This window comes from Desulforamulus ruminis DSM 2154 (genome assembly GCF_000215085.1).
GTDB lineage: Bacteria > Bacillota > Desulfotomaculia > Desulfotomaculales > Desulfotomaculaceae > Desulfotomaculum > Desulfotomaculum ruminis.
On the sequence record NC_015589.1, the window covers coordinates 1,172,268 to 1,195,236 of the forward strand.

Below are 22,969 nucleotides of genomic sequence, written 5' to 3' on the forward strand. Positions count from 1 at the left end.
CTGCATACCATAGTGAGCAAATATCATTATAACAGGGGAATCCGTATTCCCCTGTTATTCATGAAATGTAGGTGGTGAGTCATGGCTAAGCGCGACTATTATGAGGTGCTGGGGGTCTCCCGGGATGCCTCGGCGGACGAAATAAAGAAAGCCTACCGGAAACTGGCCCGCCAGTTCCACCCGGATGCCAATAAAGAAGATAAGGAGACCGCGGAAGCCCGGTTTAAAGAAATTGCTGAAGCCTATGCTGTATTAAACGACCCTGATAAAAGAGCAGCCTATGATCAGTTTGGTCATGCGGCGGCCGACGGCCAGGGTTTTAACGGTTTCGGCGGCTTTGGCGGGGCGGATTTCGGCGGACTCGGGGATATTTTTGAAATGTTCTTTGGCGGTATGGGCGGACGTCAACGGGGCGGCCCCCAAAAGGGCGGCGACCTGCGGGTAAATATGGAAATCTCCTTTAAGGAAGCGGCTTTCGGCGTGGAGCGGGATATCCAGGTACCCCGGACGGAAATCTGCGATACTTGCGGCGGCAGCGGGGCGGCGCCGGGCAGCAGCTCGAAAACCTGCGGCACCTGCCATGGAACGGGACAGGTGCAGTATGCTCAGACAACCCCCTTTGGCCGAATTGTTCAAAGCCGTACCTGTGAAAGCTGCCGGGGAGCCGGTAAAGTGATTGAAAGACCCTGTCCCACCTGCCGGGGTGGAGGTCAAGTCAGAAAATCCAAGACCATCCACGTGAAAATTCCCGCCGGGGTGGACGACGGCTCCCGGCTGCGCCTGAGCGGTGAAGGAGAGGCCGGTCTGAGAGGAGGCCCCCCGGGGGACCTTTACGTGTATATTGTGGTGCGTCCGCACAAATCCTTTATAAGGGACGGCAACGATGTTATTTATGATATGAACATTAGTTTTGCCCAGGCAGCCTTGGGGGATGTGGTGGAGGTGCCCACTTTGGATGGTACGGCCAGTCTGAAAATACCTGAAGGAACCCAAACCGGCACGATCTTCCGTATTAGGGGTAAAGGAATTCCTTACTTAAATGGAAGCGGTCGTGGGGATCAGCACGTCCGGGTGAAAATTGTGACACCAACCCGGTTAACTGACAAACAGAAGGAACTGCTGCAGGAGTTTGCCAAGATCGGCGGCGGCGAAAGCCCTCAGGGAGGATCTAAAAATATTTTTGAGAAAGTAAAGGATGCGCTGAGGGGCTAGACTCAGCCTTAAGGGTACGTTAGCCTTAAGGGTTGTGCTTGGGGGTCCTGTTGCTAGACTCATAAGTTTTTCTCCGGGGTCCTGTTGTTAGTATTAAGTATGTTCATCAGGCATTTGCTTAAAACCAGTAAGAAATGCTTCCACTCACACAGGACCTTAAAGGAATCCCCTTAAGGCCAGCAACAGGACTCAAAAGAAATACCCTCAAGTCTGGACCCTTCAGGAATACCCCATACAAGAAAGAGGCGTTTGAATGAACTGGCTTGAAATCACGGTCCATGTTTCCCATGAGGGAATTGACATGGTCAGCAACATTTTTGATGAAATGGGAGCCGGCGGGGTTGTCATTGAGGACCCCGCTTTAATTTCCAAGTATATTGCCGCCAACATCTGGGACCATTACGAATTTTCCCCGGAGGTGCTGAACCGGCCGCTGCCGCTGGTAAAGGCTTACTTCCCCCAGGGCCCGGGACTGGAAGACCGTTTGGTTATCCTGCAGGACCGTCTGGCCGGTTTAGACCTGCCGGAACTCCCCAGGGTTGAAACAAAGGCGGTAGCTGACGAGGACTGGGCCACCTCCTGGATGGCCTATTATAAGCCGATGGAGATTGGCCACCGGTTGGCTGTGAAGCCCAGTTGGGAAGAGTACACGCCGCCGGCCGGCCGGATCCTTCTGGAACTGGACCCCGGCATGGCCTTTGGCTGCGGCAATCACCCCACCACCACCATGTGCATGGAATACCTGGAAAAGATCATCCAGGGCGGCGAGGTGGTGGCGGATGTAGGCACCGGTACCGGTATTCTGGCCATTACGTCGGCCAAGCTGGGGGCTTCCAGGGTGTCTGCCGTGGACCTGGATGAGGTGGCGGTCAAGGTTGCCGCTGAAAACGTGCAGTTAAATCAGGTTGCAGACAGGGTGGAAGTTTTGCAGGGAAATCTGCTGGATAAGGTAAAACCGCCGGTGGATGTGCTGATTGCCAATATTGTGGCCAATGTGATCCTGATGCTGGCCCCTGCCGTGCCGGAGATATTGAAGCCCGGAGGTTACTTTATTACTTCCGGCATTATCCGCTTCCGGGCGGAGGAAGTCCGGGAGAAGCTGCAGCAGGCCGGTTTTGCCGTACTGGAAAAAAAGGAAGACGGAGAATGGATTTCTTACCTGTGCGTCCTGGAGGGATAACATGGCCCGTTTCTTTGTAGAGCCCCGGCAAATTAAAGAAGATACCGCCGTGGTATACGGACCGGATGTAAAACATATCAGCAAGGTGTTACGCATGGACGTGGGAGAAATCCTTACCCTGCTGGATGGCTCCGGTACCCTATACCGGGCTGAAATAAGCGAAATAAGTAAAGAGGAAATCCGCTGCCGCATACTGCAACGGGAACAATCCAGCTCGGAACCCCGGCTGAAGGTAACCCTGGTACAGGGATTACCCAAGGGGGACAAAATGGAAACCATCATCCAAAAATGCACCGAACTGGGGATTGATCAAATTATCCCTTTGGCTGCGGAGCGTTCGGTGGTAAAATTGGATGCCAAGAAGTCGGCGGAACGGCAGGAACGGTGGCAGAGGGTGGCCATGGAAGCGGCCAAACAATGCCGCAGATCGGCCGTTCCCAGAATACATAAGCTTTGCCGGTGGGAGGAATTAGCGGAGAAAATCCCACTGGGCGCCCGGGGACTGATCCCCTGGGAAGATGAAAAAAAGCAGTCCTTAAAGCAAGTTCTGGAGGGTATGGAGCATCCCGGAGAAGTCTATATCTTGATTGGACCGGAAGGGGGGCTTGAGGTCCAGGAGGTTGCCCGGGCCTGTGCCCAGGGGTTCCGTCCGGTTACCCTGGGACCGCGCATCCTGCGTACCGAGACAGCCGGTCCCGCCGTGCTGACCATGGTTTTATACCATTTTGGGGAATTGGGATAAGGAGGTTTTTTCGTGGTCAAAACCGCCGCCATATACACCCTTGGCTGCAAGGTAAACCAATATGAATCCTCGTCCATTGGCGACCTGTTTCGCCGGGCCGGGTACCAGCTTCTGAACTTTGACCGGCCGGCAGATGTTTATGTCATCAATACCTGTACCGTAACCCATCTGGGAGACCGCAAATCCAGGCAAATGATCCGGCGCGCCATTAAACAAAATCCCCAGGCAGTCATCGCCGTAACGGGATGCTACGCGCAAACCGCCCCGGGCAAAGTGCTGGAGATACCGGGGGTTGATTTGGTCATTGGCACCCGGGACCGCGGCAGCATTGTCACACTGGTGGAGTCCTGCCGGAAAGGCGGGAAACCGGTCAATGCGGTGCAGGATATCATGCAAAGGGCGGATTTTGAGGAGTTGCCCATTCCAGTGGATCAGGGCAAAACCAGGGCCTTCCTGAAGATTCAGGAGGGATGCAACAGCTATTGCTCCTACTGCATTATTCCCTATGCCCGGGGCCCCGTACGAAGCCGCCTGCCGGAAAATGTTTTGTCTTCGGCCCGGGAACTGATTGAACAGGGCTTCCGGGAAATTGTGCTGACGGGAATTCATATTGGGGCCTACGGCCAGGATTTTGCAGAGCGGCAGAAGGATTTGGCCTGGCTGGTGGAGCAGTTGGCGGTGATTCCAGGACTCCGGAGACTGAGGTTAGGCTCTGTGGAACCCCATGACATCAACTTTGCCCTTATTCAAGCCGTGGCTGCTCACCCCAATGTTTGCCGCCATCTGCACATCCCCCTGCAAAGCGGGGATGACCGTATTCTGAACCGGATGAAACGGCGGTATAATTCCCATGAATTTGAACGGTTGATTACGGTGATTTACGATAATATTGAGGGAGTAGCCATTACCAGCGATGTGATTGTGGGATTTCCCGGCGAGACGGAAAAAAACTATCAAAACACCCTGAGAATGGTCACCAGGGCCAAGTTTGCGGGGATTCATGTGTTTAAATATTCACCCCGCCAGGGAACGCCGGCGGCGGAATTCGACGATCAGGTCTCCCCGGAGGAAAAGGAAGAGCGCAGCCGGCGGCTGATCCGGTTGGGTCAGAGTCTGGCGGCTGAATTTGCTGCCGGGCAGATTGACAAGGACCTGGAGGTACTGGTAGAACAGCCCTTTGAACAGGATGACCGTTTATTGGAGGGGCATACCGATACCTATTTAAAAGTTCTTTTTCCGGGCAGCCCTTCTTTAAAGGGTGAGATGGTTAAAGTACATATTCTAGGGACGGACGGAGCCATACTAAAGGGTACAATTATTTAATCGGAAAGCAGGATAATATTCATAGTGTGTTGAATACATTTTTAGGAAAGACTATGCACATAGAAATTATTGTCCTTCTTTAAAGCTCCCGAGGGGAGGTGTTTTTTGTGCAAGATTGTCTCTTTTGTAAAATTATTTCCAAGGAAATACCGGCTGAAATTGTTTATGAGGATGATCGGACGCTGGCTTTTAAGGATATTCGTCCCGCCGCTCCCGCTCATATTTTGGTCATTCCCAAAAAACATATACCCACTCTGGTGGATTTACAAGCTGAGGACGTTGAGCTTATGGGTCATATTGTGTTGACTGCTTCCAGGTTGGCCGATAAATTGGGTGTAAGCGAAGAAGGTTTCCGTTTGGTTTCCAATTGCAAAGAAGCGGGGGGGCAAACGGTATTCCATATTCACTTTCACTTGATCGGGGGAAGGCAAATGCAATGGCCCCCGGGTTAGACGGTTGACTGAAAACCGCTGCCATTGTATAATAAGATGGTGTTGTAATTTTTGGAGTTTTTTGCCTGATATAGATTTGGTTGCAGATTTGTTTTATGGTATGGCGGAGGGAGGGAAATATTAGTGGCGGAAGTTAAAGTAGGCAAAAACGAGACACTGGACAGTGCCCTCCGGCGCTTTAAGCGGACCTGCCAAAAGGCTGGCGTTTTGGCTGAGGCACGCAAACACGAACATTATGAAAAACCCAGTGTAAAAAGAAAGAAAAAGTCCGAGGCTGCCCGTAAGCGTAAAAGTTTTAAATAATTAAATGCGAAAATCTCAGAAATGCTTGGCATGCAAAAATGTCAAGCATTTTTAAATTATTATTCAAATCGGGGACGGTATGGGTAATAATAGAGGCAGGATGGAGAAAAGTAAAACCAGACTTGTTGAATATGGAGGTGATCACCTTGTTGTTTTTGGCGGAAATGTCCGGTTGGCTGGCCACTCTGGCCTTTGTTTTGGGGATTATGGCCCTTTGTATAGAAATTTTCATCGCTCCCGGTTTTGGAGTGGCGGGAGTAGTGGGAGTTATTTTGCTGGGGTGGGGAGTCCTGCTGATTTCAGTGGATATCTTTCATGCCACCCAAGCGTTGACGGTGGCCCTGATCATTACGCTGTTGCTGCTCTTCGGGGGGATCTGGCTGGCAGGCAAGTTTAATTTCTGGCATAGGATGGCCCTGGGAAGCCGTCAAAATAAAGAAGGGGGTTACGTAGCTCCGCGGCGGGACATGGAAAAATGGATCGGCGTCCAGGGGCTGGCGGCTACGCCTCTAAGGCCGGCGGGGACCGCACTGATCAATGGTGAGCGGATTGATGTGGTTACCGAGGGCGAATTTATCGCCCCGGGCACCCCGGTGCTGGTGGTTAAAGTGGAAGGAACCCGGGTGGTTGTAAAGGCAGCAGCGAAAGAGGTTTAAATAACCCAAAATCATATAAAGGAGGAATTGCGTGTGTTGGGTACCGGTAGTCTTGCTTTTTTATTGGTAGTCATGCTGTGTATCGTTTTTCTGGTGGTGCTTTTGAGTTTTATCCCGGTGGGCTTGTGGATTTCGGCCCTGGCCGCAGGAGTCAGGGTAGGGATTGTTACGCTGATCGGTATGAGGCTGCGCAGGGTGCCCCCGGCATTAATTGTTAATCCCCTGATTAAAGCCGATAAAGCAGGGATTGATATTACGGTGGATCAACTGGAGGCCCATTATCTGGCCGGGGGCAATGTAGACCGGGTGGTGGATGCTTTAATCGCCGCGGAGCGGGCCAATATTCCCCTGCAGTTTGAGCGGGCCGCGGCCATTGATTTGGCCGGCCGGAATGTTTTGGAAGCGGTGCAGATGAGCGTAAATCCAAAGGTCATCGAAACCCCTGTAATTAGTGCGGTGGCCAAGGACGGTATTGAACTGAAGACGGTGGCACGAGTTACCGTAAGGGCCAATATTGACCGTCTGGTGGGCGGCGCCGGGGAAGAAACCATCATTGCCAGGGTTGGTGAGGGGGTTGTGACCAGTTGCGGTTCTACTTCCAGCCACAAGCAGGTTTTAGAAAATCCCGATAATATTTCCAAAACGGTTTTGTCCAAGGGCCTGGATGCGGGAACGGCCTTTGAGATCCTTTCCATTGATATTGCCGATGTGGACATTGGACGCAACATCGGAGCGCAACTGCAGACCGATCAGGCGGAGGCCGATAAAAATATTGCCCAGGCCAAGGCCGAAGAGCGCCGGGCCATGGCAGTGGCCCAGGAACAGGAAATGAAGGCCAGGGTGCAGGAAATGAGGGCCAAGGTGGTAGAGGCGGAGTCCGAGGTGCCCAGGGCCATGGCCGAGGCTTTCCGCTCCGGCAGGCTGGGTGTCATGGATTATTATAATATGCAAAATATCCTGGCCGACACCAAGATGAGGGAATCCATTTCTTCCGGGCCCCAGCAGAACCCGATGAATCGTAAGCAAGATACAGAGTAAGGAAGTGATGCTTCATGAATACCCTAATACTGATATTGATCCTCTGGAGCATCTTTAAGGCCTTATCCGGCCGTGACAAGCCGGGAATACCCCCTGAAGGGGATACTGAGGAAATTCCGCAGTACCGTCTGCCGCCGGACCTCCGAGGTAAATGGGGGCCGCCGGAAGAAAAGAAGAAGCCCGGGAATGTGGTTTTAGCCCCTCCCGCGGCAGCCCCTGCGGAATATAAGCTGCAAGAAAAGCCGGCGCCAAAGAGAGCGGTCAAAAACCGACCTCTGCCTGCTTTAAAAGATCCGGTCTGTGCAGAAGGCAGTGGCGTTGTTTCGCTGGAACAACGGCTGCAAGAGGGGGAAATAACCCCCGGCATGCTGAAAAGCGGTATTATCCTTTCCGAGATTTTGGGGCCTCCCCTGGCCCGCCGCAGTAGAAACAGATACCATTAATTAGTAATTTTCCCTTCCCGGAGTGCATAAAGTTATTCCGAGGAGGGGATTTTTTATGTCCTTACGGGATTTGCAGAAAAGGTTAAAAAAACAGGTTTCTGATTTTTTAGAAATTCCCAGCGATATTATGTTGGACTTGCCTAAGATTGTTTTGGTGGGCAATATGCAGGTTTTTATTGAAAACCACAGGGGGATTGTGGAATATACCTCCGACAAGGTGCGGGTTAAAGTTGGCGAAGGGGAAGTGGGTATTTCCGGCGCAACCTTGATGCTCCGCAATATAAAAACCGATGAAATTTGTGTGGAAGGCCGGATCAAAGCCCTTGCTTTTCTTGAGCCCGGGGAGGTGTGGTAATGATACGGATTAAATTACTTTCTCTTTTAACCGGATATGTTTCTCTGATGGTGCAGGGGGAGTCCCTGGAAAAATTCGTAAACATGGCTGCGGGCAGGGGCATCTTTCTCTGGGACATTGTCCGCTTAAACAACCATGCCATCCAGGCCAAGGTCCGCATTTCGGAGGTTCGGCCCTTACGGCACATCGCCAAGACAACCGGAAGTCGTTTTAAAATTGTGGAGCGGCGGGGCTTGCCTTTCTTTAGCCACCGGTTGCGCCAACGGAAGCTGCTGGCCATTGGAGCGGTGGTTTTTCTGGTAACCCTGTACCTTTTGTCTTCCTTTGTCTGGTTTATTGATGTAACTGGGACAGACAAGCTATCGCCTCAACAAATCAAGGGAATTGCCTCCCAAGCGGGGCTCAGGCCGGGCATGGCCAAATGGAACCTGGACGTGAAAGCCGTTGAAAAAGAAATCCGGGACCAACTGCCTTCGGTGGCCTGGGCCGGTATTACGGTGGAAGGAACCCGGGTTACCATTGAAATTGCGGAACGGAAACTGGTGACGGAGGATGTCAATAAAGGCCCTGCCCATATTATTGCCGGCAAAGCAGGCTTGATTAAAGAAGTGTTGGTGCTAAAGGGGCAGGCTATGGTCAAAGAGGGAGATACGGTATTACCGGGGCAGGTGCTGATTAGCGGGGAAACCCAAGAGGAAATAAAGCCGGAGCCCAGCACGCAGCCTCTTCCGGAAGGACAGGAACCGCCGGAACCCAAATATATCAGCCATTTTGTCCAGGCCAAGGGCATTGTGCGGGCCAGGGTTTGGTATGAGGGCTATGGCGAATGCCTGCTTAGAGAAACGATGGAGGAGTTTTCAGGACAAGAAAAAACATCGGTTCGTATTAAATTTGGGTCCAAGGAAATAATCATATCAGGCCCCAAGAGTTCTCCGTACCAGCATGACGAGACCAAACAATTGGTTAAAAGACTTCCCCAATGGAGGAATATCCAATTTCCCGTCGAACTTAGTACTGTGCGCTACCGGGAGAAAATCATTCACCGGTTAAATCATGGTTCTGCCGGGGCCAAAAAGATTGCTGAGCAAAGGGCCATGGAAGAACTCCGTGCAAAACTGCCGGAAGGCGCCAAAATAACCCAACAGCGTCTGGAAGAAATTAATACCGGACGATTGGAAGAACTGGTACGGATAAAGGTTTTCGTGGAAACCGTTGAGGATATCGGCCAGACGAAACCCTTTAAAGTCAATGAGGAGGATATGTATTGACCGAGCGAACAGAGGCAAAGATGGTAATGAACGATATTGAAGCCGCAGCCGCCCTTTTTGGCAAACAGGACGAGCACCTGAACTTGATTGAACAAAGCTTGAATGTTAAGGTGGTGGTCCGGGGCGAAGAGCTTACCATCATGGGTTCTGCAGAACAGGTTGAGCAGGGTAAAGAGGTTTTTTCACAATTGTTGGATTTCTATAAAGCCGGCAACCACCTGGGAAGGCATGAAATTTTATATGCCCTCCGTTCGGTTAAATCCGGAATTAAACAGCCGCTGACCAGCTTAGCCAAAGACGTGGTGCTGGTAAACGCCCGGGGCAAGCAGGTAAAGCCGAAAACCCTGGGGCAGAAGGATTACATTGAAAATATTAAAAGCCATGACATTGTATTTGCCATTGGCCCTGCCGGGAGCGGTAAAACCTACCTGGCGGTGGCCATGGCTGTTAATGCTTTAAGAAGGAAAGAAGTCAACCGTATTATTTTAACCAGACCGGCTGTTGAGGCCGGTGAAAAGCTTGGCTTTTTGCCCGGAGACCTGCAGGAGAAAATCGACCCTTACCTGAGGCCCCTGTACGACAGCTTGTATGATATTCTAGGTTCCGACCATACCCAAAAATATGTGGAAAGAAGCATTATTGAGATTGCCCCTTTAGCCTATATGCGGGGCAGGACTCTGGAGGATTCCTTTATTATTTTGGATGAAGCGCAGAACACCACGCCGGAACAAATGAAGATGTTTCTAACCCGCCTGGGGTTTGGCTCCAAGGCGGTTATTACCGGGGACATAACCCAAATTGACCTGCCTAAGGGGCAGAGCTCCGGTTTAGTGGATGCCAAGCGTGTGCTTGAAGCGGTACCGGGGATTGCTTTTCAATGGATGTCTGCCGCAGATATTGTGCGGCATCCCCTGGTAGTGGAAATTATCCGGGCTTATGAACAACAGGCGGAACTTTAGGCAAAGCCTGATTGTCAGGTCAGGGAGTGAAAAATATGCTTTCATTACGCCATGTGGGTGGGGGTCTGCTAAAGGGCCTTTCCCTGCTATGGAAAAATAAAAACTTTAGACGGTATTTAGCTGCAGCTTTGTTTTTTGTACTGATCACCCTGCTGGTTTCCTTTGATTTTGTGCCGCAAAAAGTAAACCTGCAGGTGGGTGAAATCTCTCCTTCCACCATATACGCCCCTAGAAACGTCATTTACGTGGATCAGGAAAAAACCGCCGAGGAGCGGCAGAAGGCCATGGAGAAAGTGCCTCAGGTTCCTGAAATGAATCAGGAAATCTCGGCGGCGGTCCGGCGGGATATCAACCAGTTGCTGGATGATGTTAAACAGATCCAGGCCAATACCGACGCAGAGATTAGCGAGAGGGCGTCCCAGTTAAAAGCCCTCCTGCCCTTTAGCCTCAGCGAGGAAGTGCTTACAGCCCTGGCCGGCGGCAATCCGGCCAGCACCGATCAATTGGCTGAGGGAATTACCATTGTTTTAACGGAAGTGATGGATCAGGGAGAAGGGATTACCAGCGACCAGTTAGAGGGGGCCAAGACCCAGGCTGCTTCCAAAATTGCCGCCAGACAGTTTCAGGAGCCCTATAAGGCTTTGGGGCAGGCTCTGGTAAAGCATTCCCTTCGGGCCAATGCCTTTTTTGACGAGGAAAAATACCACATGCTGCAGCAGGAAGCAGCGGAGAGTGTTCCTCCGGTGCGGGTAAACATCCAGTTCCGGGAACGGATCATCACCCAGGGAGACGTGGTGACCGAAGAACACATCGCTAAGCTCCAGGCTCTAGGACTTTCCAGGCCGGAGCATACCTTTAACACCCTTTTTGGCACCGGTCTGCTGGTAGCTCTGCTGATGGCGGTCACCCTTCTGTATACTTATATTCATCAGAAGAGCATTTACCAAAATATCAGTTACCTGAATTTGATCGGCATTATTGTTGTGATCGTTTTGTTTGTATCCCGCTCCATTATGGCCATTAATATCAGCCAGTGGCCGGAATTGGGCGCGCTGTTAGGTTATGTGGCTCCTTTGGCTGCAGCCGGGATGCTGATTACCATTTTGTTAGAATCCAGATTGGCCTTGCTGGTGGTAATGAATTTAGCTCTTTTGCTGGGTGTCATGTCCGGAAACCAGTTTGACTTTGGCCTGGTGGCCTTTGTGGGGGGAGTCAGCGGGGTTTTCAGTGTTTCTAAATTAAGTCAGCGGGGGGACCTGGTCCGGGCAGGAATTTACGTAGGAATCGCCAATGTGGTGATTATTGCTATTGCCGGTCTGCTGAGCGGGCTTCCCTGGTATCTACTGATTACTTCCGCCCTGGCCCTGGGGATTGCCAACGGCCTTTTATCCTCCATCCTCACCAACGGTGCCCTGCCTTATTTGGAAACTAGTTTTGGCATAACTTCCACAGTAAGGCTGCTGGAGCTTTCCAATCCCAATAATCCCTTGCTGAAGCAATTGATGACCGATGCGCCCGGAAGCTATCATCACAGTATTTTGGTGGGGAACCTGGCCGAGGCGGCGGCGGAAGTTGTGGGAGCGGAACCCCTGGTGGTGCGGGTGGGGGCCTATTACCACGATATCGGCAAAATCAAGCGTCCCTTCTTTTTTATTGAAAACCAACTGGGCGGGGATAACCCCCATGATAAAATCGCCCCTTCTCTGAGCACCTTGATTCTGACCTCCCATGTTAAGGATGGGGTGGAACTGGCCAGAGAACACAAGCTTCCCCAGCCCATTATTGATATTATTGAGCAGCACCATGGCCAGAGTCTGGTGAGTTATTTTTATCATAAGGCACTGGAAGGGGATCGCAACGAAACCATCAACGAGGAGGATTTCCGTTACGAAGGGCCCAAACCCAGAACCAAAGAAGCGGCCATTGTGATGTTGGCCGACAATATCGAAGCAGCCGTCCGGTCTTTGCAGAACCCCACCGCAGGCAGGGTGGAAGGGCTGGTCCGGAAAATTATCAAAGACCGCCTGATGGACGGACAACTGGACGAATGCAACCTAACCTTTAAGGATCTGGACGCCATTGCCAACAGCTTTGTAAGGGTGCTATCGGGTATATTCCACACCCGCATTGAGTATCCTGACATGAAACAAGAGATGGAAAGGAGAAAGACCCGACATGCCGGTGCTCGTAAGTAATCTGCAGGAAGAATTACCCGTGGAGGAAAGCCTGATCAAACTGGTTGAAGCGGTTGTTCTCCAGTGTCTTAAGTCCGAGGACTATTCTCCCGAGGCGGAAGTGGGATTGATTTTTGTTGACGACGCCTACATCCAAAGCCTGAATGCTGAATACCGGGGTGTGGACAGGCCTACGGACGTTTTATCCTTTGCGATGAATGAAGGAGAAGCGATGCCGGAGGAGGAGGACTCGGAGGACCTGCTGGGAGATATTGTTATTTCCTTGCCGACCGCCCAGCGACAAGCCTTGGAATACGGCCACAGTTTTGAGCGGGAAGTGGCCTACCTTACGGCCCATGGTTCCCTGCATCTCTTGGGTTACGATCATGAAGACGATGTAGGCAGAAAAGTGATGAGGGATAAAGAGGAGGCTGTGTTGAACCGCCTCCATATTACCAGGTGATGATTTTGTCTCGGAAACCTTTTTACCGCAGTTTTTTATACGCTCTGGCCGGAATCCTGCATGCCTTAAAAACCCAAAGAAATATGAAGGTTCACATGGTTGCAACCTTTCTGGTGGTGACGGTGGGCCTTTTTTTGCGTTTGTCCCGGGGAGAGTGGCTGGCAATCACTTTTGCTGTTTTTCTGGTTCTAATGGCCGAAATGCTGAACACAGCCATCGAAGCCGCCCTGGACCTGTACTGCCCCCGGCAGCACCCCCTGGCCAAAATTGCCAAGGACTGCGCCGCCGGAGCCGTATTACTGGCCGCCATCAATTCAATCATTGTGGCCTATCTGGTACTGTGGCCGAAGATGGCCGGCTAGCCTTACGGGTCCTGTAGAAAATGGAATAAGACCCAATGGAATACGTATAGTCTAGCAACAGGACCCGAAAGCAAGGCCTGTAAGGCCAACAACGGGACCCCGAAGAAACGCCTTTGAGGCTAGAATACCCCCTAAGCAAAGAAGGAGTTGATTAAATGAGTATCGCTGCGGAAAGACTTATCCATATGGCCCTGGAGGCCAGAGAAAAGGCCTATGTGCCTTATTCCAAGTTTAAAGTGGGTGCTGCCCTGGCCACCAGCGACGGTCGTATTTTTACCGGCTGTAATGTAGAGAATGCTTCCTACGGACTTACCTGCTGCGCCGAGCGGACGGCTCTTTTTAAAGCCATATCCGAGGGCTGCCGAGAGTTTGATTCCATTGCCGTGGTGGCCGATGTACCGGACCTGTGCAGCCCCTGCGGCGCCTGCCGCCAGGTATTGTCTGAATTTGGCGGCCATATTAAAGTGCATATGGCCAACTTGAAAGGAGAATATAAAACCGTTACTGTGGACGAACTTTTACCGGGAGCGTTTAAACTATAGGGTATTTCTCCGGGGTCCCGTTGTTAGCCTTTGGAGCATTTCCCCGGGTCCTGTTATTAGTCTATGAGGTGTTCCTGAAGGGTCCTGTAAGGGATCAAGCTCAAAAGAAATACCCGTACACTAACAACTGGACCCATGAGTAGTGCTTATAAGGCTAACAACTAGACCCATAAGCAATACCCATAAGGCAAGAGGAGGTTATTCAATGTTCAATACGCCCGAGGGATACCGTTCGGGTTTTGTGGCCTTGGTAGGGCGGCCCAATGTAGGAAAATCAACTTTGTTAAATAAGCTGGTGGGTCAAAAGGTGGCTATTATGTCCGATAAACCTCAGACCACCCGGCATAAAATACATTCGGTGCTGAGCAGGAACGACGCGCAAATTATTTTTCTGGATACACCGGGGATTCACAAACCCCGTCACAAGCTGGGCGAACATCTGGTGGATGTGGCCCTGGGCGCGCTCAAAGAAGTGGACGTGGTGCTGTTTCTGGCAGAAGCCAGCGATCCGCCGGGGGCCGGAGATCAGTATATCGCCGAGCAGCTTAAAGGGCTAAAAACCCCGGTTTTTTTGCTTTTAAATAAAATTGACCTGATCAAAAAAGAGGAAATACTGGAGCGGATTCATCAATACAAGGACCTGGCGCCTTTCGCAGAGATTGTGCCGGTTTCCGCCCTGGCCGGAGAAAATGTGGACCGGCTCATTGACGTGATTATTCGGTACCTGCCGGAAGGCCCCCAATATTACCCGGCGGAAATGGTAACCGACCGCCCGGAGCGGTTTATTATGGCTGAGATTGTCCGGGAAAAGGTTTTACACCTGACCAGTGAAGAGATTCCCCATTCGGTGGCAGTGGTGGTTGAACAAATGCAAAAGCGCAGCAACGGTCTGGTGGCGGTCAATGCAGTCATTTATACCGAGCGGGATTCCCAAAAGGCCATTTTAATTGGCAAAGGCGGTAAAATGTTAAAGGAAGTGGGCCGGCGGGCCAGAGAAGAAATTGAAAACCTGCTGGGCTCCAAAGTATATCTGGAGCTTTGGGTTAAAGTGAAGAAGGATTGGCGCAATAAAGTGGGGGATCTTAAAAATTTTGGCCTTTTTGAAGAGGAATAGGACTGGGGTGAAAGTGTGGCACAGCGGGCAGCCGAATCTATTCAGGTGATTGAAGCGTGTTTGGGACAAATCAATGAAAACAAGCTGAAGGATTGTCTGAAAGACCTGCACCCGGCGGACATTGCGGAAGCTCTGTCCCGGGTACCCCTGGCCCAAAGGATCCGGGTGATGCGGGCGGCCGGTCCCGAGAGGGCCGCCCTGGTTTTGTACGAGCTGGACCGGGATATGATTTCTCCCCTGCTGGAGGCCTTAGGTCCCAAGCGATTGGCCGATGTGCTAAATGCCATGTCCGATGATGATGCGGCGGATATCCTGGGAGAATTACCGGAAAATCAAAAGGACCAGCTTCTAAGCTTAATGGAGGCTTCCGAGGCCCAGGATGTCCGGGAGCTTTTAAAATACGGCGAAGATACCGCCGGTGGGATTATGACCACCGAATATGTCTCCCTGAAAGAGGAAGTTACGGCGGCCGAAGCCCTGGAGTATCTGCGGCAAGTAGGTTCCGAGGTGGAGACCGTTTATCACATTTATTTAATCAATGAGCAGGCCCAGTTGACCGGGGTCATCTCCCTGCGAGAGTTGATCATGGCTCCTCCGGAGGCCCGCATGGAACAGGTGATGAACCGGCGGGTCATTTATGCCAACGTCTGGGATGACCAGGAGAAAGTGGCCAAAATGGTGGCCAAATATGACTTTATCTCTATTCCGGTGGTCAATGATCGAGATCAGTTACTGGGCATTGTCACGGTGGATGACGTGCTGGATGTTCTGGAGGAAGAGGCCACGGAAGATATTCTGAAGCTGGCCAACCTGGATGCGGAGGATCAGGATCTGGTGGAAACCGGGGCCTGGCAGCGGGCTTTCCGTAGATTGCCCTGGTTGATTGCCCTGCTGTTCGGAGGATTGATCGCGGGGAATGTGATTAAAGGATTTTCAGGGACTCTGGAACAGGTAACGGCCCTGGCCTTTTTTATCACCGCCATGGCCGGAGGGCCGGGCAATGCCGCCACCCAGTCCCTAACCCTGGTGGTCCGGGGGCTGGCCACCGGAGAAGTAGATCAGCGCAAGCTGCTGAAGGCCATTTTAAAGGAAGCCCAGGTAGGGCTTATTATCGGCCTGGTGGCGGGTTCGGTGCTGGCCCTGGTGGCCTTCCTGTGGCAGGGAAGCCCGCTGCTGGGATTAGTGGTGGGGCTGGCCCTGACCGTGAACATCACCATCTCCACCATGCTGGGAAGTTTTTTCCCGGTGGTCATGAACCGTCTGGGCTTTGACCCCGCCGTGGCTTCCGGTCCTTTTATCGCCACCTTTATGGATGTAACCAGCATGTTCATTTATTTCAGTTTGGCTACGTTATTGCTATTGTAATCAACCGGGCTAATAAGAAATAGAACGCGGATTGAACGGATGATACGGATTTACACGGATTTTTATTAAAAATGATAAAATCCGCGAGAATCCGTGAAAATCCGAAAAATCCGCGTTCTATTATTTTTTGAAAAATAAAGGGCTGCGCAATCCAACCATCCCGGGTTCTTCTGCAACAGCCTCGGTTATATAAGGACTAAGACCACCTTTTAACCAGATCATTCTCAAGGCCCAGCCGGTCCAGGATGCGGCCGACGGTTTGATCCACAATGTCCTGGAGGGTGGCGGGGTGTTGATAAAAGGCCGGCATGGGGGGAAGGATTACCGCTCCAGCCCGGGTCAGCCGCAGCATGTTTTCCAGGTGAATGGTATTCAAGGGGGTTTCCCGGGGAACAAGGATCAGGGGACGGCCTTCCTTTAAAGTAACGTCCCCGGCGCGAACAATCAGGTTTTCAGCGTAACCGTGGGCCAGCCCGGCCAGAGTCTTCATGCTGCAGGGGGCAATAACCATGCCGTGATGCCGGAAGGATCCACTGGATACGGCTGCGGCCAGGTTTTCTTCGGCATGTTCCACGTGGGCCAGCGCCGACACCTGTTCAACGGTATAAGAAGTTTCCAATTCAATGGTATGGCGGGCCCACCGGCTGAGGATCAGGTGAGTTTCCACTTCCATTTTTTTCAGTTGTCCCAAGAGGGTTATGCCATAAATGACACCGGTGGCTCCGGTAATTGCCACCACAATTCGCACGGTCATCACCTCTCCACCATTGTACAGGCCCGCCGGGCTATTTGCAAAGTAAAAGTACATTTCAATTTGCCTGGAGAACCGTTATACTTGCCATATATGATAAATGAAAGGTGCATGCCATGAAGACCTACAAAGTGGACGCCGTTGTTTTGAAATCCAGGGATATGAGAGAAGCGGACAAAATTTTAACCCTTTATTCCGTTCAGCGTGGGAAACAGCGGGTGGTGGCCCACGGGGCCGCGAAACCAAACAGCCGCAAGCGGGGAGCAGTGCAGCCCTTTTGTTATTCATCCTTCATGCTGCACCGGGGAAGAGAACTGGATTCCATCAGTCAGGCGGATCTCCTGGACGCCTTCCCTGATTTGCGGGGAGACCTGGACCGGCTGACTGCCGCTGCTTACGTGGCCGATTTATTGGACGGGTTTACCGGAGAAGGAGAAGCCAACCCGTACCTTTTCGGACTTCTCCTGGGTACGCTGCACCTGGTGTCCGGAGGCCACCGGGAGATGGCCCTGCGGGCTTTTGAAGCGAAACTTATGGAATTGGCCGGGTTTAAGCCTGAATTGGAGCACTGTTCCGCCTGCGGAGCTTCCCTGGTGGAAACCAAGCTCTGGTTTTCTTCCCGGCAGGGCGGGCTGCTCTGCCGGGAATGCGCGGGTATGGAAAACAAAACCCAGATTTTTAACCGGGGAACCCTGGAGTCCTTAAAGATTCTTTACCGCTGGGAGCTGTCCAAACTGCACCAGCTTAAACTGCCGGAGATGTTAAGGAAGGAACTAAAAGCCCTTTTAGGAGCATATATTGAATATTATCTGGAAAAGAGACTAAAGTCCGCGGATTTTCTGGAACAACTGTATAAAAATAACCCGGGTGGGGGTACAAATAATACAAAGGATTTGAAAGGAGGACCATCCGGTGACCAGTGAGTTGGAAAAAATTGATCTAATCCGTGCCCGGCTTGGTGTCGGATACAAGGAGGCAAAGGAAGCTCTGGATGACGCCGAAGGGGACGTGGTTCAGGCTTTAATAAGGTTAGAGCAGAAAAATCGGGACTGGAATGAGAAGATTCATGGCAAGGGAACGGAATTTGTAAGTCAAATTAAAACCATGGTGGAAAAAGGGCATAAGACCAAGGTAAAGGTGAAAAAAGACGACCGCACGGTGGTTGAATTCCCCGCTACCGTAGGTGCGCTAGGGGTCTTGGGCGCCATGGCCAGCACTCCCATACTGATTGTGGGGGCCATTGGAACCATTGCCGGACTGGCCAATAACTACCGGCTGGAATTTGATAATGATAAAGACCGTTGGGAGCCGGAAGTGGAGGTGCCCGAACCGCCCTTTGACGCTTCGGAACCAAAGCATTAAGTTCTTGACAAGAAGCTGTTCCTTTGGTAAATTTTTGGGTATATAACTCAAAAACTGGTGATGACGGAAAAATGATTGGGGATTTTTGTTTTTAAAGCGAGCCGGGCGGGTGGAAGCCGGCAAAACAAACCGGATCATGGGATTCCTGAGCCGCAGGGGGAAAGCCCTCAAGGGTAAGTAAATCCTGCAGTCAATGAAGGTGGACTGGGCAACAGTCAAACAGGGTGGAACCGCGGGAAGCATCTCCCGTCCCTGACGTTATGTCAGTGACGGGAGTTTTGTATTTTTATGCACTGTTTAAATTAAAGGAGGAATAGGAATTTTGAACTTCCAAGAGCTTATTTTGGCCCTGAATCAATTTTGGGCCGAGCAAAACTGCATCATTCAACAGCCCTACGACATGGAAAAGGGTGCCGGGACCATGAACCCCGCCACTTTTTTGCGAGCCCTGGGCCCGGAGCCCTGGCGGGTAGCCTATGTGGAGCCCTCCCGTCGTCCTACCGACGGACGCTATGGCGAAAACCCCAACCGCCTGCAGCACTATTTTCAATATCAGGTGATTTTAAAACCCTCTCCGGACGAGGTGATTCCCATTTATTTGGATTCCCTGCGGGCCATTGGCATTGATCCCGACAAGCACGACATCCGCTTTGTGGAAGATAACTGGGAGTCCCCCACCCTGGGCGCCTGGGGGCTGGGCTGGGAAGTATGGCTGGACGGCATGGAAGTGACCCAGTTTACCTACTTCCAGCAATGCGGCGGCATTGACTGCCATCCGGTCAGCGCGGAAATTACCTATGGCCTGGAGCGGTTGGCCATGTTTGTGCAGCAAAAGGACCGGGTGTTTGATATTGTCTGGGTAGGGGATATTACCTACGGAGATGTTTACCATCAAAACGAAGTGGAGCAGTCCGGCTATAATTTTGAGGTGGCCGATACGGAAATGCTTTTTGATCTCTTTGACATGTATGAAACCGAAGCCAACCGGATTTTGGAAAAGAATCTGGTATTGCCGGCCTATGATTACGTATTGAAATGCTCCCATACTTTTAACCTGCTGGATGCCCGGGGGGCCATCAGTGTTTCCGAGCGCCAGGGCTTTATCGCCAGGGTGCGCCAAATGGCCAGGGCTTGTGCCCAGGTCTATGTGGAACAGCGGGAAAGATTAGGATTTCCTTTGTTAAAGAAAGGGGGCAGCCTAAATGGCTAAGGATTTTTTATTGGAAATTGGCATTGAAGAAATGCCCGCTCGTTTTTTAAACCCTGCTTTAGATCAACTGAAGGAACTGGCCGGTAAAATATTTCATGAAAAACGAATGACTCATGGGGAGATTGCCGCCTACGGAACGCCCCGTCGTCTGGTGCTGCTGGTAAAGGAACTGGCGGAAAGGCAGGAACCCCTGGAAAAGGAAGTAAAGGGTCCGGCTAAAAAGGCCGCCTTTGATGTGGACGGCAATCCCACCAAAGCCATCCAGGGTTTTCTTCGTTCCCAGGGGGCCCGTTTAGAAGATCTGGTGGTTAGAAACATCGGTCAGGTGGAATATCTTTACGCTGTGAAACGGGAAGAAGGCCAGCCTACGGATAAGGTCCTGGCGGAAATTGCCCCCGGGCTGATTACCGGCCTGAACTTCCCCAAGCCCATGCGCTGGGGATCTTTGGAGATGCGCTTTGCCCGCCCCATTCGCTGGCTGCTGGCTCTTTACGGCGATCAAGTGGTACCCTTTAAACTGGCCGGCCTGCAGTCCGGCAGAAGCACCTATGGCCATCGCTTTCTGTCTAAGGGATCCCTGGACATTGCCCAGCCGGCAGAGTATTGGGTCAAAATCCGGGAAGCTTATGTGCTGGTGGACCCGGCGGAACGCAAGGAACTGATCCGGCAGCAGGTGCAGGAACTGGCTCAAGGGGAAGGGGGCCGGGTGCAACTGGACGAAGATTTACTGGATGAGATCACCAATATTGTTGAGTGGCCCACCGCCCTGTGCGGCAGTTTTGACCGGAATTACCTGGAGCTGCCCGCTGCGGTGCTGATAACCCCCATGCAGGAACACCAGCGCTATTTTCCGGTTTTGGGTTCAGGGGGAGAACTTTTAAATAAATTTATTGCTGTCAGAAATGGCACCAAGGAGTATATTGACATCGTTGCAGCGGGGAACGAAAAGGTGCTCCGGGCCAGACTGGCGGATGCCAAATTCTTCTTTGAGGAGGATTTAAAACAACCGCTGTCCGGCAAGGTGAACGGTTTGAAAAAGGTGGTTTTCCTGGAGGGACTGGGATCAATGGCCGATAAGATTGACCGGATCGGCGCCCTGGCGGATCATTTAGGGGCGTCTCTAGGGGCCGATGAAGCTCAGCAGGAAAAGATCCAGCGGGCGGTTTTGCTGGCCAAGGCGGACCTGGTGACCAATATGGTTTACGAGTTTCCGGAACTGCAGGGAGTCATGGGCCGGGAATACGCTATCCGCAACGGGGAAGAGGCCCTGGTGGCGGAGGCGGTTTTTGAACATTACCTGCCCCGGTTTGCCGGAGACCGGCTGCCGGAAACCCTGGCCGGACGGATTTTGAGCCTGGCGGATAAGATGGATACCATTGTAGGGTGTTTTTCCATCGGCATTCAACCCACCGGTTCCCAGGATCCCTATGCCCTGCGGCGGCAGGCACTGGGCATCTGCCACATTTGTATCGAAGGAAAACTGCATCTTTCCCTGAAGGAACTGATCGCCTGGTCCTATCAGGGCTATTGTGAGGGCGTGGAACTGAAATTCAGCCTGGAACAGGTTACTTCCGAGATTGAAGAATTTTTTAAACAGCGTCTCAAGGGAATCTTAAATGACCGGGGCCTGTCCTATGATACGGTAGAGGCTGTACTGGCCGCCGGTTTTGATGATGTCACCGATGTGCTGGACCGGGGGCTGGCTTTGGCTTCCTTCCGCGAACAGCCGGCTTTTGCAGCTCTGATGCTGGCTTTTAACCGGGCCAACAATCTGGCCAAACACGCTGCGGGCGACGCTATTGAAGAGTCCCGTCTGGAGCATTCGGCCGAACAGGAATTGTACCGGCAGTTAACTTCCCTGGCCAACCGGGTTGAACCCCTGCAGGAGGAGCGGCGTTATACAGAGATCCTGGCCCTGGTGACCACTATCCAGCAGCCTCTGAACAGCTTTTTTGAGCAGGTGATGGTAATGGTGGAGGATGAGAAGGTGAAGGCCAACCGTTTGGCATTGTTAAAAAGGATCGTTCATTTGAGCAATCGTGTGGCTGATTTTAGTAAAATTGTGGTAGAGGGTTAAAATAATCCAGGAGTTATAAAAAAATTTCCACAAAAGAAGGGATTTTTTAATTAATATAATATATATTATAAGTATTGGTTTATGTAATTAGTATGTCATAATTCCTTTTGGGAGTGATGGGATGGAACTTTCAAAAAGGCAGGAAACCATCATTGAGATTGTTAAAAAGAATGGCCCCATCACTGGCGAACAGATCGCAGAAAAACTGAATTTAACCCGGGCCACCCTGAGACCCGATTTGGCCATACTAACCATGGCCGGGCTGCTGGATGCAAGACCCAGAGTAGGGTACTTTTACAGCGGTAAGTCCACCGATCGGGTATTGGCGGAGAAAATTACCGGCATCAAAGTAGGGGATGTTAAGTCGGTTCCCATTGTTGTCCCCGAAAGCTGCACCGTTTATGACGCAGTAGTCACCATGTTTATCGAGGATGTGGGTACGCTGTATGTGGTGCGGGAAGGCGGGCTGCTGGAAGGGGTTGTTTCCCGGAAAGATCTGCTGAAGACAACCCTTGGGGGCCACGACATCAATAAACTGCCGGTGGGAGTCATTATGACCCGTATGCCCAATGTGCACTTTGCTTTGGAAAATGACTCCGTTTGGCTGGCGGCTTATAAGCTATTGACCCACGAGGTTGATTCCCTGCCGGTAGTCAAGCCTGTGCCGGAGGTAAATGAAAAGCAGTTCGAGGTAGTGGGGAGATTGAGTAAGACCAACGTTACCCGGATATTTGTGGAGCTGGGAGAAGGATCATGAGGAGGGGTTAATCATCATCGCGCCCAAGAACGATACTCCGGTGGTCTATATTGTTTCCGATTCCATCGGCGAAACGGCCGAACTGGTGGCTAAAGCGGCTGTGAGCCAGTTTAACGGTGGGAATGTGCAGATCCGGAGGGTTCCCTATGTTAATGATCCCCAGGATATCGTCAATATTGTTGACGAAGCCCGGGGCGAAAATTGTATTATTGCCTTTACCCTGGTATTGCCGGAATTGAGGGAGGTCCTGGTTCGGGAAGCCGACAAGCACCATATCCCCATGGTAGACATTATGGGCCCCTTCCTGGATGCCCTGACCCTGATTACATCGGGTCCTCCCAAACTGGAGCCGGGTTTGGTGCGCAAGCTGGATGAGGAATACTTCCGGCGGGTAGAGGCCATTGAATTTGCCGTAAAATATGATGACGGCAAGGATCCCCGGGGAATTTTACGGGCCGATTTGGTGGTTTTAGGGGTGTCCCGGACCTCCAAAACGCCCTTGAGCATGTATTTGGCTCATAAAAGGATTAAGGCGGCCAATGTCCCGCTGGTGCCTGAAGTGGCGCCGCCCCAGGAGATTTTTAACCTGCCGCCCCATAAAACCATTGGCTTAACCATTAAGCCCGGACAGTTAAATATTATCCGCACCGAACGTTTAAAAACTCTGGGCCTGACTTCCCATGCGGATTATGCCAGCCCCGAACGGATTTTAAAGGAACTGGAATATGCCGAATCCATTATGAAGCGGGTTGGTTGTCCCATCATTGATGTAACCAATAAGGCCGTGGAAGAAACCGCCAGCAAAGTCCTGGAGATTTATTACCGGGGCGAACGGCATAACCACCGGTAAAGGACACCATT

25 protein-coding genes are annotated in these 22,969 nt (G+C 51.7%); 24 read left to right on the forward strand and 1 reads right to left on the reverse strand.

The features are described 5' to 3' along the window. Window positions 1–81: 81 nt before the first annotated feature. The 18 genes from dnaJ (at window position 82) to mgtE (ending at window position 15,951) form a co-directional block, all read left to right on the forward strand. On the forward strand, window positions 82–1,212 hold the full coding sequence (gene dnaJ / locus DESRU_RS05795; protein WP_013841184.1) for a molecular chaperone DnaJ: 1,131 nt from the start codon (window positions 82–84) through the stop codon (window positions 1,210–1,212). 253 nt (window positions 1,213–1,465) lie between these two features. After that, a complete protein-coding gene (gene prmA / locus DESRU_RS05800; RefSeq protein WP_013841185.1) occupies window positions 1,466–2,392 on the forward strand; it encodes a 50S ribosomal protein L11 methyltransferase in 927 nt (308 codons plus the stop codon). 1 nt (window position 2,393) lies between these two features. Then, window positions 2,394–3,134, forward strand: a complete 741-nt coding sequence (locus DESRU_RS05805) for a 16S rRNA (uracil(1498)-N(3))-methyltransferase (RefSeq protein ID WP_013841186.1) — start codon at window positions 2,394–2,396, stop codon at window positions 3,132–3,134. A 12-nt stretch (window positions 3,135–3,146) separates the two neighbouring features. Then, window positions 3,147–4,457 (forward strand): tRNA (N(6)-L-threonylcarbamoyladenosine(37)-C(2))-methylthiotransferase MtaB, encoded by a 1,311-nt coding sequence (mtaB, locus tag DESRU_RS05810; RefSeq protein ID WP_013841187.1) that lies wholly within the window; start codon window positions 3,147–3,149, stop codon window positions 4,455–4,457. A 107-nt stretch (window positions 4,458–4,564) separates the two neighbouring features. Further along, window positions 4,565–4,909: a histidine triad nucleotide-binding protein gene (locus tag DESRU_RS05815; protein WP_013841188.1), complete on the forward strand. Its 345-nt coding sequence runs from the start codon at window positions 4,565–4,567 to the stop codon at window positions 4,907–4,909. Between the two features lie 123 nt (window positions 4,910–5,032). Further along, a complete protein-coding gene (gene rpsU, locus DESRU_RS05820) occupies window positions 5,033–5,212 on the forward strand; it encodes a 30S ribosomal protein S21 (RefSeq protein ID WP_013841189.1) in 180 nt (59 codons plus the stop codon). A 137-nt stretch (window positions 5,213–5,349) separates the two neighbouring features. Continuing rightward, the gene (locus tag DESRU_RS05825; protein WP_420794911.1) at window positions 5,350–5,868 is read left to right on the forward strand and encodes an NfeD family protein; all 519 of its coding nucleotides are present in this window, start codon (window positions 5,350–5,352) and stop codon (window positions 5,866–5,868) included. 36 nt (window positions 5,869–5,904) lie between these two features. Then, window positions 5,905–6,906: a flotillin-like protein FloA gene (floA, locus tag DESRU_RS05830; RefSeq protein WP_041275621.1), complete on the forward strand. Its 1,002-nt coding sequence runs from the start codon at window positions 5,905–5,907 to the stop codon at window positions 6,904–6,906. A gap of 14 nt (window positions 6,907–6,920) precedes the next feature. Beyond that, window positions 6,921–7,349, forward strand: a complete 429-nt coding sequence (locus DESRU_RS05835) for a hypothetical protein (protein ID WP_013841192.1) — start codon at window positions 6,921–6,923, stop codon at window positions 7,347–7,349. A 55-nt stretch (window positions 7,350–7,404) separates the two neighbouring features. Further along, window positions 7,405–7,704, forward strand: a complete 300-nt coding sequence (gene yqfC, locus DESRU_RS05840; protein ID WP_013841193.1) for a sporulation protein YqfC — start codon at window positions 7,405–7,407, stop codon at window positions 7,702–7,704. Then, complete coding sequence (gene yqfD / locus DESRU_RS05845) at window positions 7,704–8,972, forward strand: sporulation protein YqfD (protein WP_013841194.1); 1,269 nt, start codon at window positions 7,704–7,706, stop codon at window positions 8,970–8,972. Before yqfC ends, yqfD begins: the two co-directional genes overlap by 1 nt. Further along, window positions 8,969–9,931: a PhoH family protein gene (locus DESRU_RS05850; RefSeq protein WP_013841195.1), complete on the forward strand. Its 963-nt coding sequence runs from the start codon at window positions 8,969–8,971 to the stop codon at window positions 9,929–9,931. Before yqfD ends, DESRU_RS05850 begins: the two co-directional genes overlap by 4 nt. Before the next feature lie 35 nt (window positions 9,932–9,966). Then, window positions 9,967–12,126, forward strand: coding sequence for an HD family phosphohydrolase (locus DESRU_RS05855; RefSeq protein ID WP_013841196.1), 2,160 nt, complete (start codon window positions 9,967–9,969; stop codon window positions 12,124–12,126). Then, on the forward strand, window positions 12,107–12,568 hold the full coding sequence (gene ybeY / locus DESRU_RS05860; protein ID WP_013841197.1) for an rRNA maturation RNase YbeY: 462 nt from the start codon (window positions 12,107–12,109) through the stop codon (window positions 12,566–12,568). Before DESRU_RS05855 ends, ybeY begins: the two co-directional genes overlap by 20 nt. Further along, the gene (locus tag DESRU_RS05865; RefSeq protein WP_013841198.1) at window positions 12,568–12,930 is read left to right on the forward strand and encodes a diacylglycerol kinase family protein; all 363 of its coding nucleotides are present in this window, start codon (window positions 12,568–12,570) and stop codon (window positions 12,928–12,930) included. The genes ybeY and DESRU_RS05865 overlap by 1 nt, the downstream gene beginning before the upstream one ends. A gap of 155 nt (window positions 12,931–13,085) precedes the next feature. Beyond that, entirely contained in the window at window positions 13,086–13,472 is a 387-nt protein-coding gene (gene cdd, locus DESRU_RS05870; RefSeq protein WP_013841199.1) for a cytidine deaminase, read from the forward strand. A gap of 205 nt (window positions 13,473–13,677) precedes the next feature. After that, entirely contained in the window at window positions 13,678–14,586 is a 909-nt protein-coding gene (gene era, locus DESRU_RS05875; RefSeq protein ID WP_013841200.1) for a GTPase Era, read from the forward strand. A gap of 15 nt (window positions 14,587–14,601) precedes the next feature. Beyond that, window positions 14,602–15,951: a magnesium transporter gene (mgtE, locus tag DESRU_RS05880; RefSeq protein ID WP_013841201.1), complete on the forward strand. Its 1,350-nt coding sequence runs from the start codon at window positions 14,602–14,604 to the stop codon at window positions 15,949–15,951. 196 nt (window positions 15,952–16,147) lie between these two features. Here mgtE and DESRU_RS05885 read toward each other — a convergent pair whose 3' ends face one another. Continuing rightward, window positions 16,148–16,705, reverse strand: a complete 558-nt coding sequence (locus DESRU_RS05885) for a UbiX family flavin prenyltransferase (protein WP_013841202.1) — start codon at window positions 16,703–16,705, stop codon at window positions 16,148–16,150. Window positions 16,706–16,818: 113 nt separating this feature from the next. Here DESRU_RS05885 and recO point away from each other — a divergent pair, with 113 nt between their 5' ends. The 6 genes from recO to DESRU_RS05915 all read left to right on the forward strand — a co-directional run bounded on the left by recO (window position 16,819) and on the right by DESRU_RS05915 (window position 22,958). After that, window positions 16,819–17,625: a DNA repair protein RecO gene (gene recO / locus DESRU_RS05890; RefSeq protein WP_013841203.1), complete on the forward strand. Its 807-nt coding sequence runs from the start codon at window positions 16,819–16,821 to the stop codon at window positions 17,623–17,625. Then, window positions 17,615–18,064 carry a DUF4342 domain-containing protein gene (locus DESRU_RS05895; RefSeq protein WP_013841204.1) on the forward strand — a complete coding sequence of 150 codons (450 nt, stop codon included), beginning with the start codon at window positions 17,615–17,617 and terminating at the stop codon, window positions 18,062–18,064. The genes recO and DESRU_RS05895 overlap by 11 nt, the downstream gene beginning before the upstream one ends. Window positions 18,065–18,386: 322 nt before the next feature. Further along, window positions 18,387–19,274 (forward strand): glycine--tRNA ligase subunit alpha, encoded by an 888-nt coding sequence (glyQ, locus tag DESRU_RS05900; protein WP_013841205.1) that lies wholly within the window; start codon window positions 18,387–18,389, stop codon window positions 19,272–19,274. Continuing rightward, window positions 19,267–21,351 carry a glycine--tRNA ligase subunit beta gene (gene glyS, locus DESRU_RS05905; RefSeq protein ID WP_013841206.1) on the forward strand — a complete coding sequence of 695 codons (2,085 nt, stop codon included), beginning with the start codon at window positions 19,267–19,269 and terminating at the stop codon, window positions 21,349–21,351. The genes glyQ and glyS overlap by 8 nt, the downstream gene beginning before the upstream one ends. Before the next feature lie 121 nt (window positions 21,352–21,472). Further along, a complete protein-coding gene (gene ccpN / locus DESRU_RS05910; RefSeq protein ID WP_013841207.1) occupies window positions 21,473–22,108 on the forward strand; it encodes a transcriptional regulator CcpN in 636 nt (211 codons plus the stop codon). Next, the gene (locus DESRU_RS05915; protein WP_013841208.1) at window positions 22,083–22,958 is read left to right on the forward strand and encodes a pyruvate, water dikinase regulatory protein; all 876 of its coding nucleotides are present in this window, start codon (window positions 22,083–22,085) and stop codon (window positions 22,956–22,958) included. The genes ccpN and DESRU_RS05915 overlap by 26 nt, the downstream gene beginning before the upstream one ends. The last annotated feature ends 11 nt before the right edge of the window (window positions 22,959–22,969 follow it).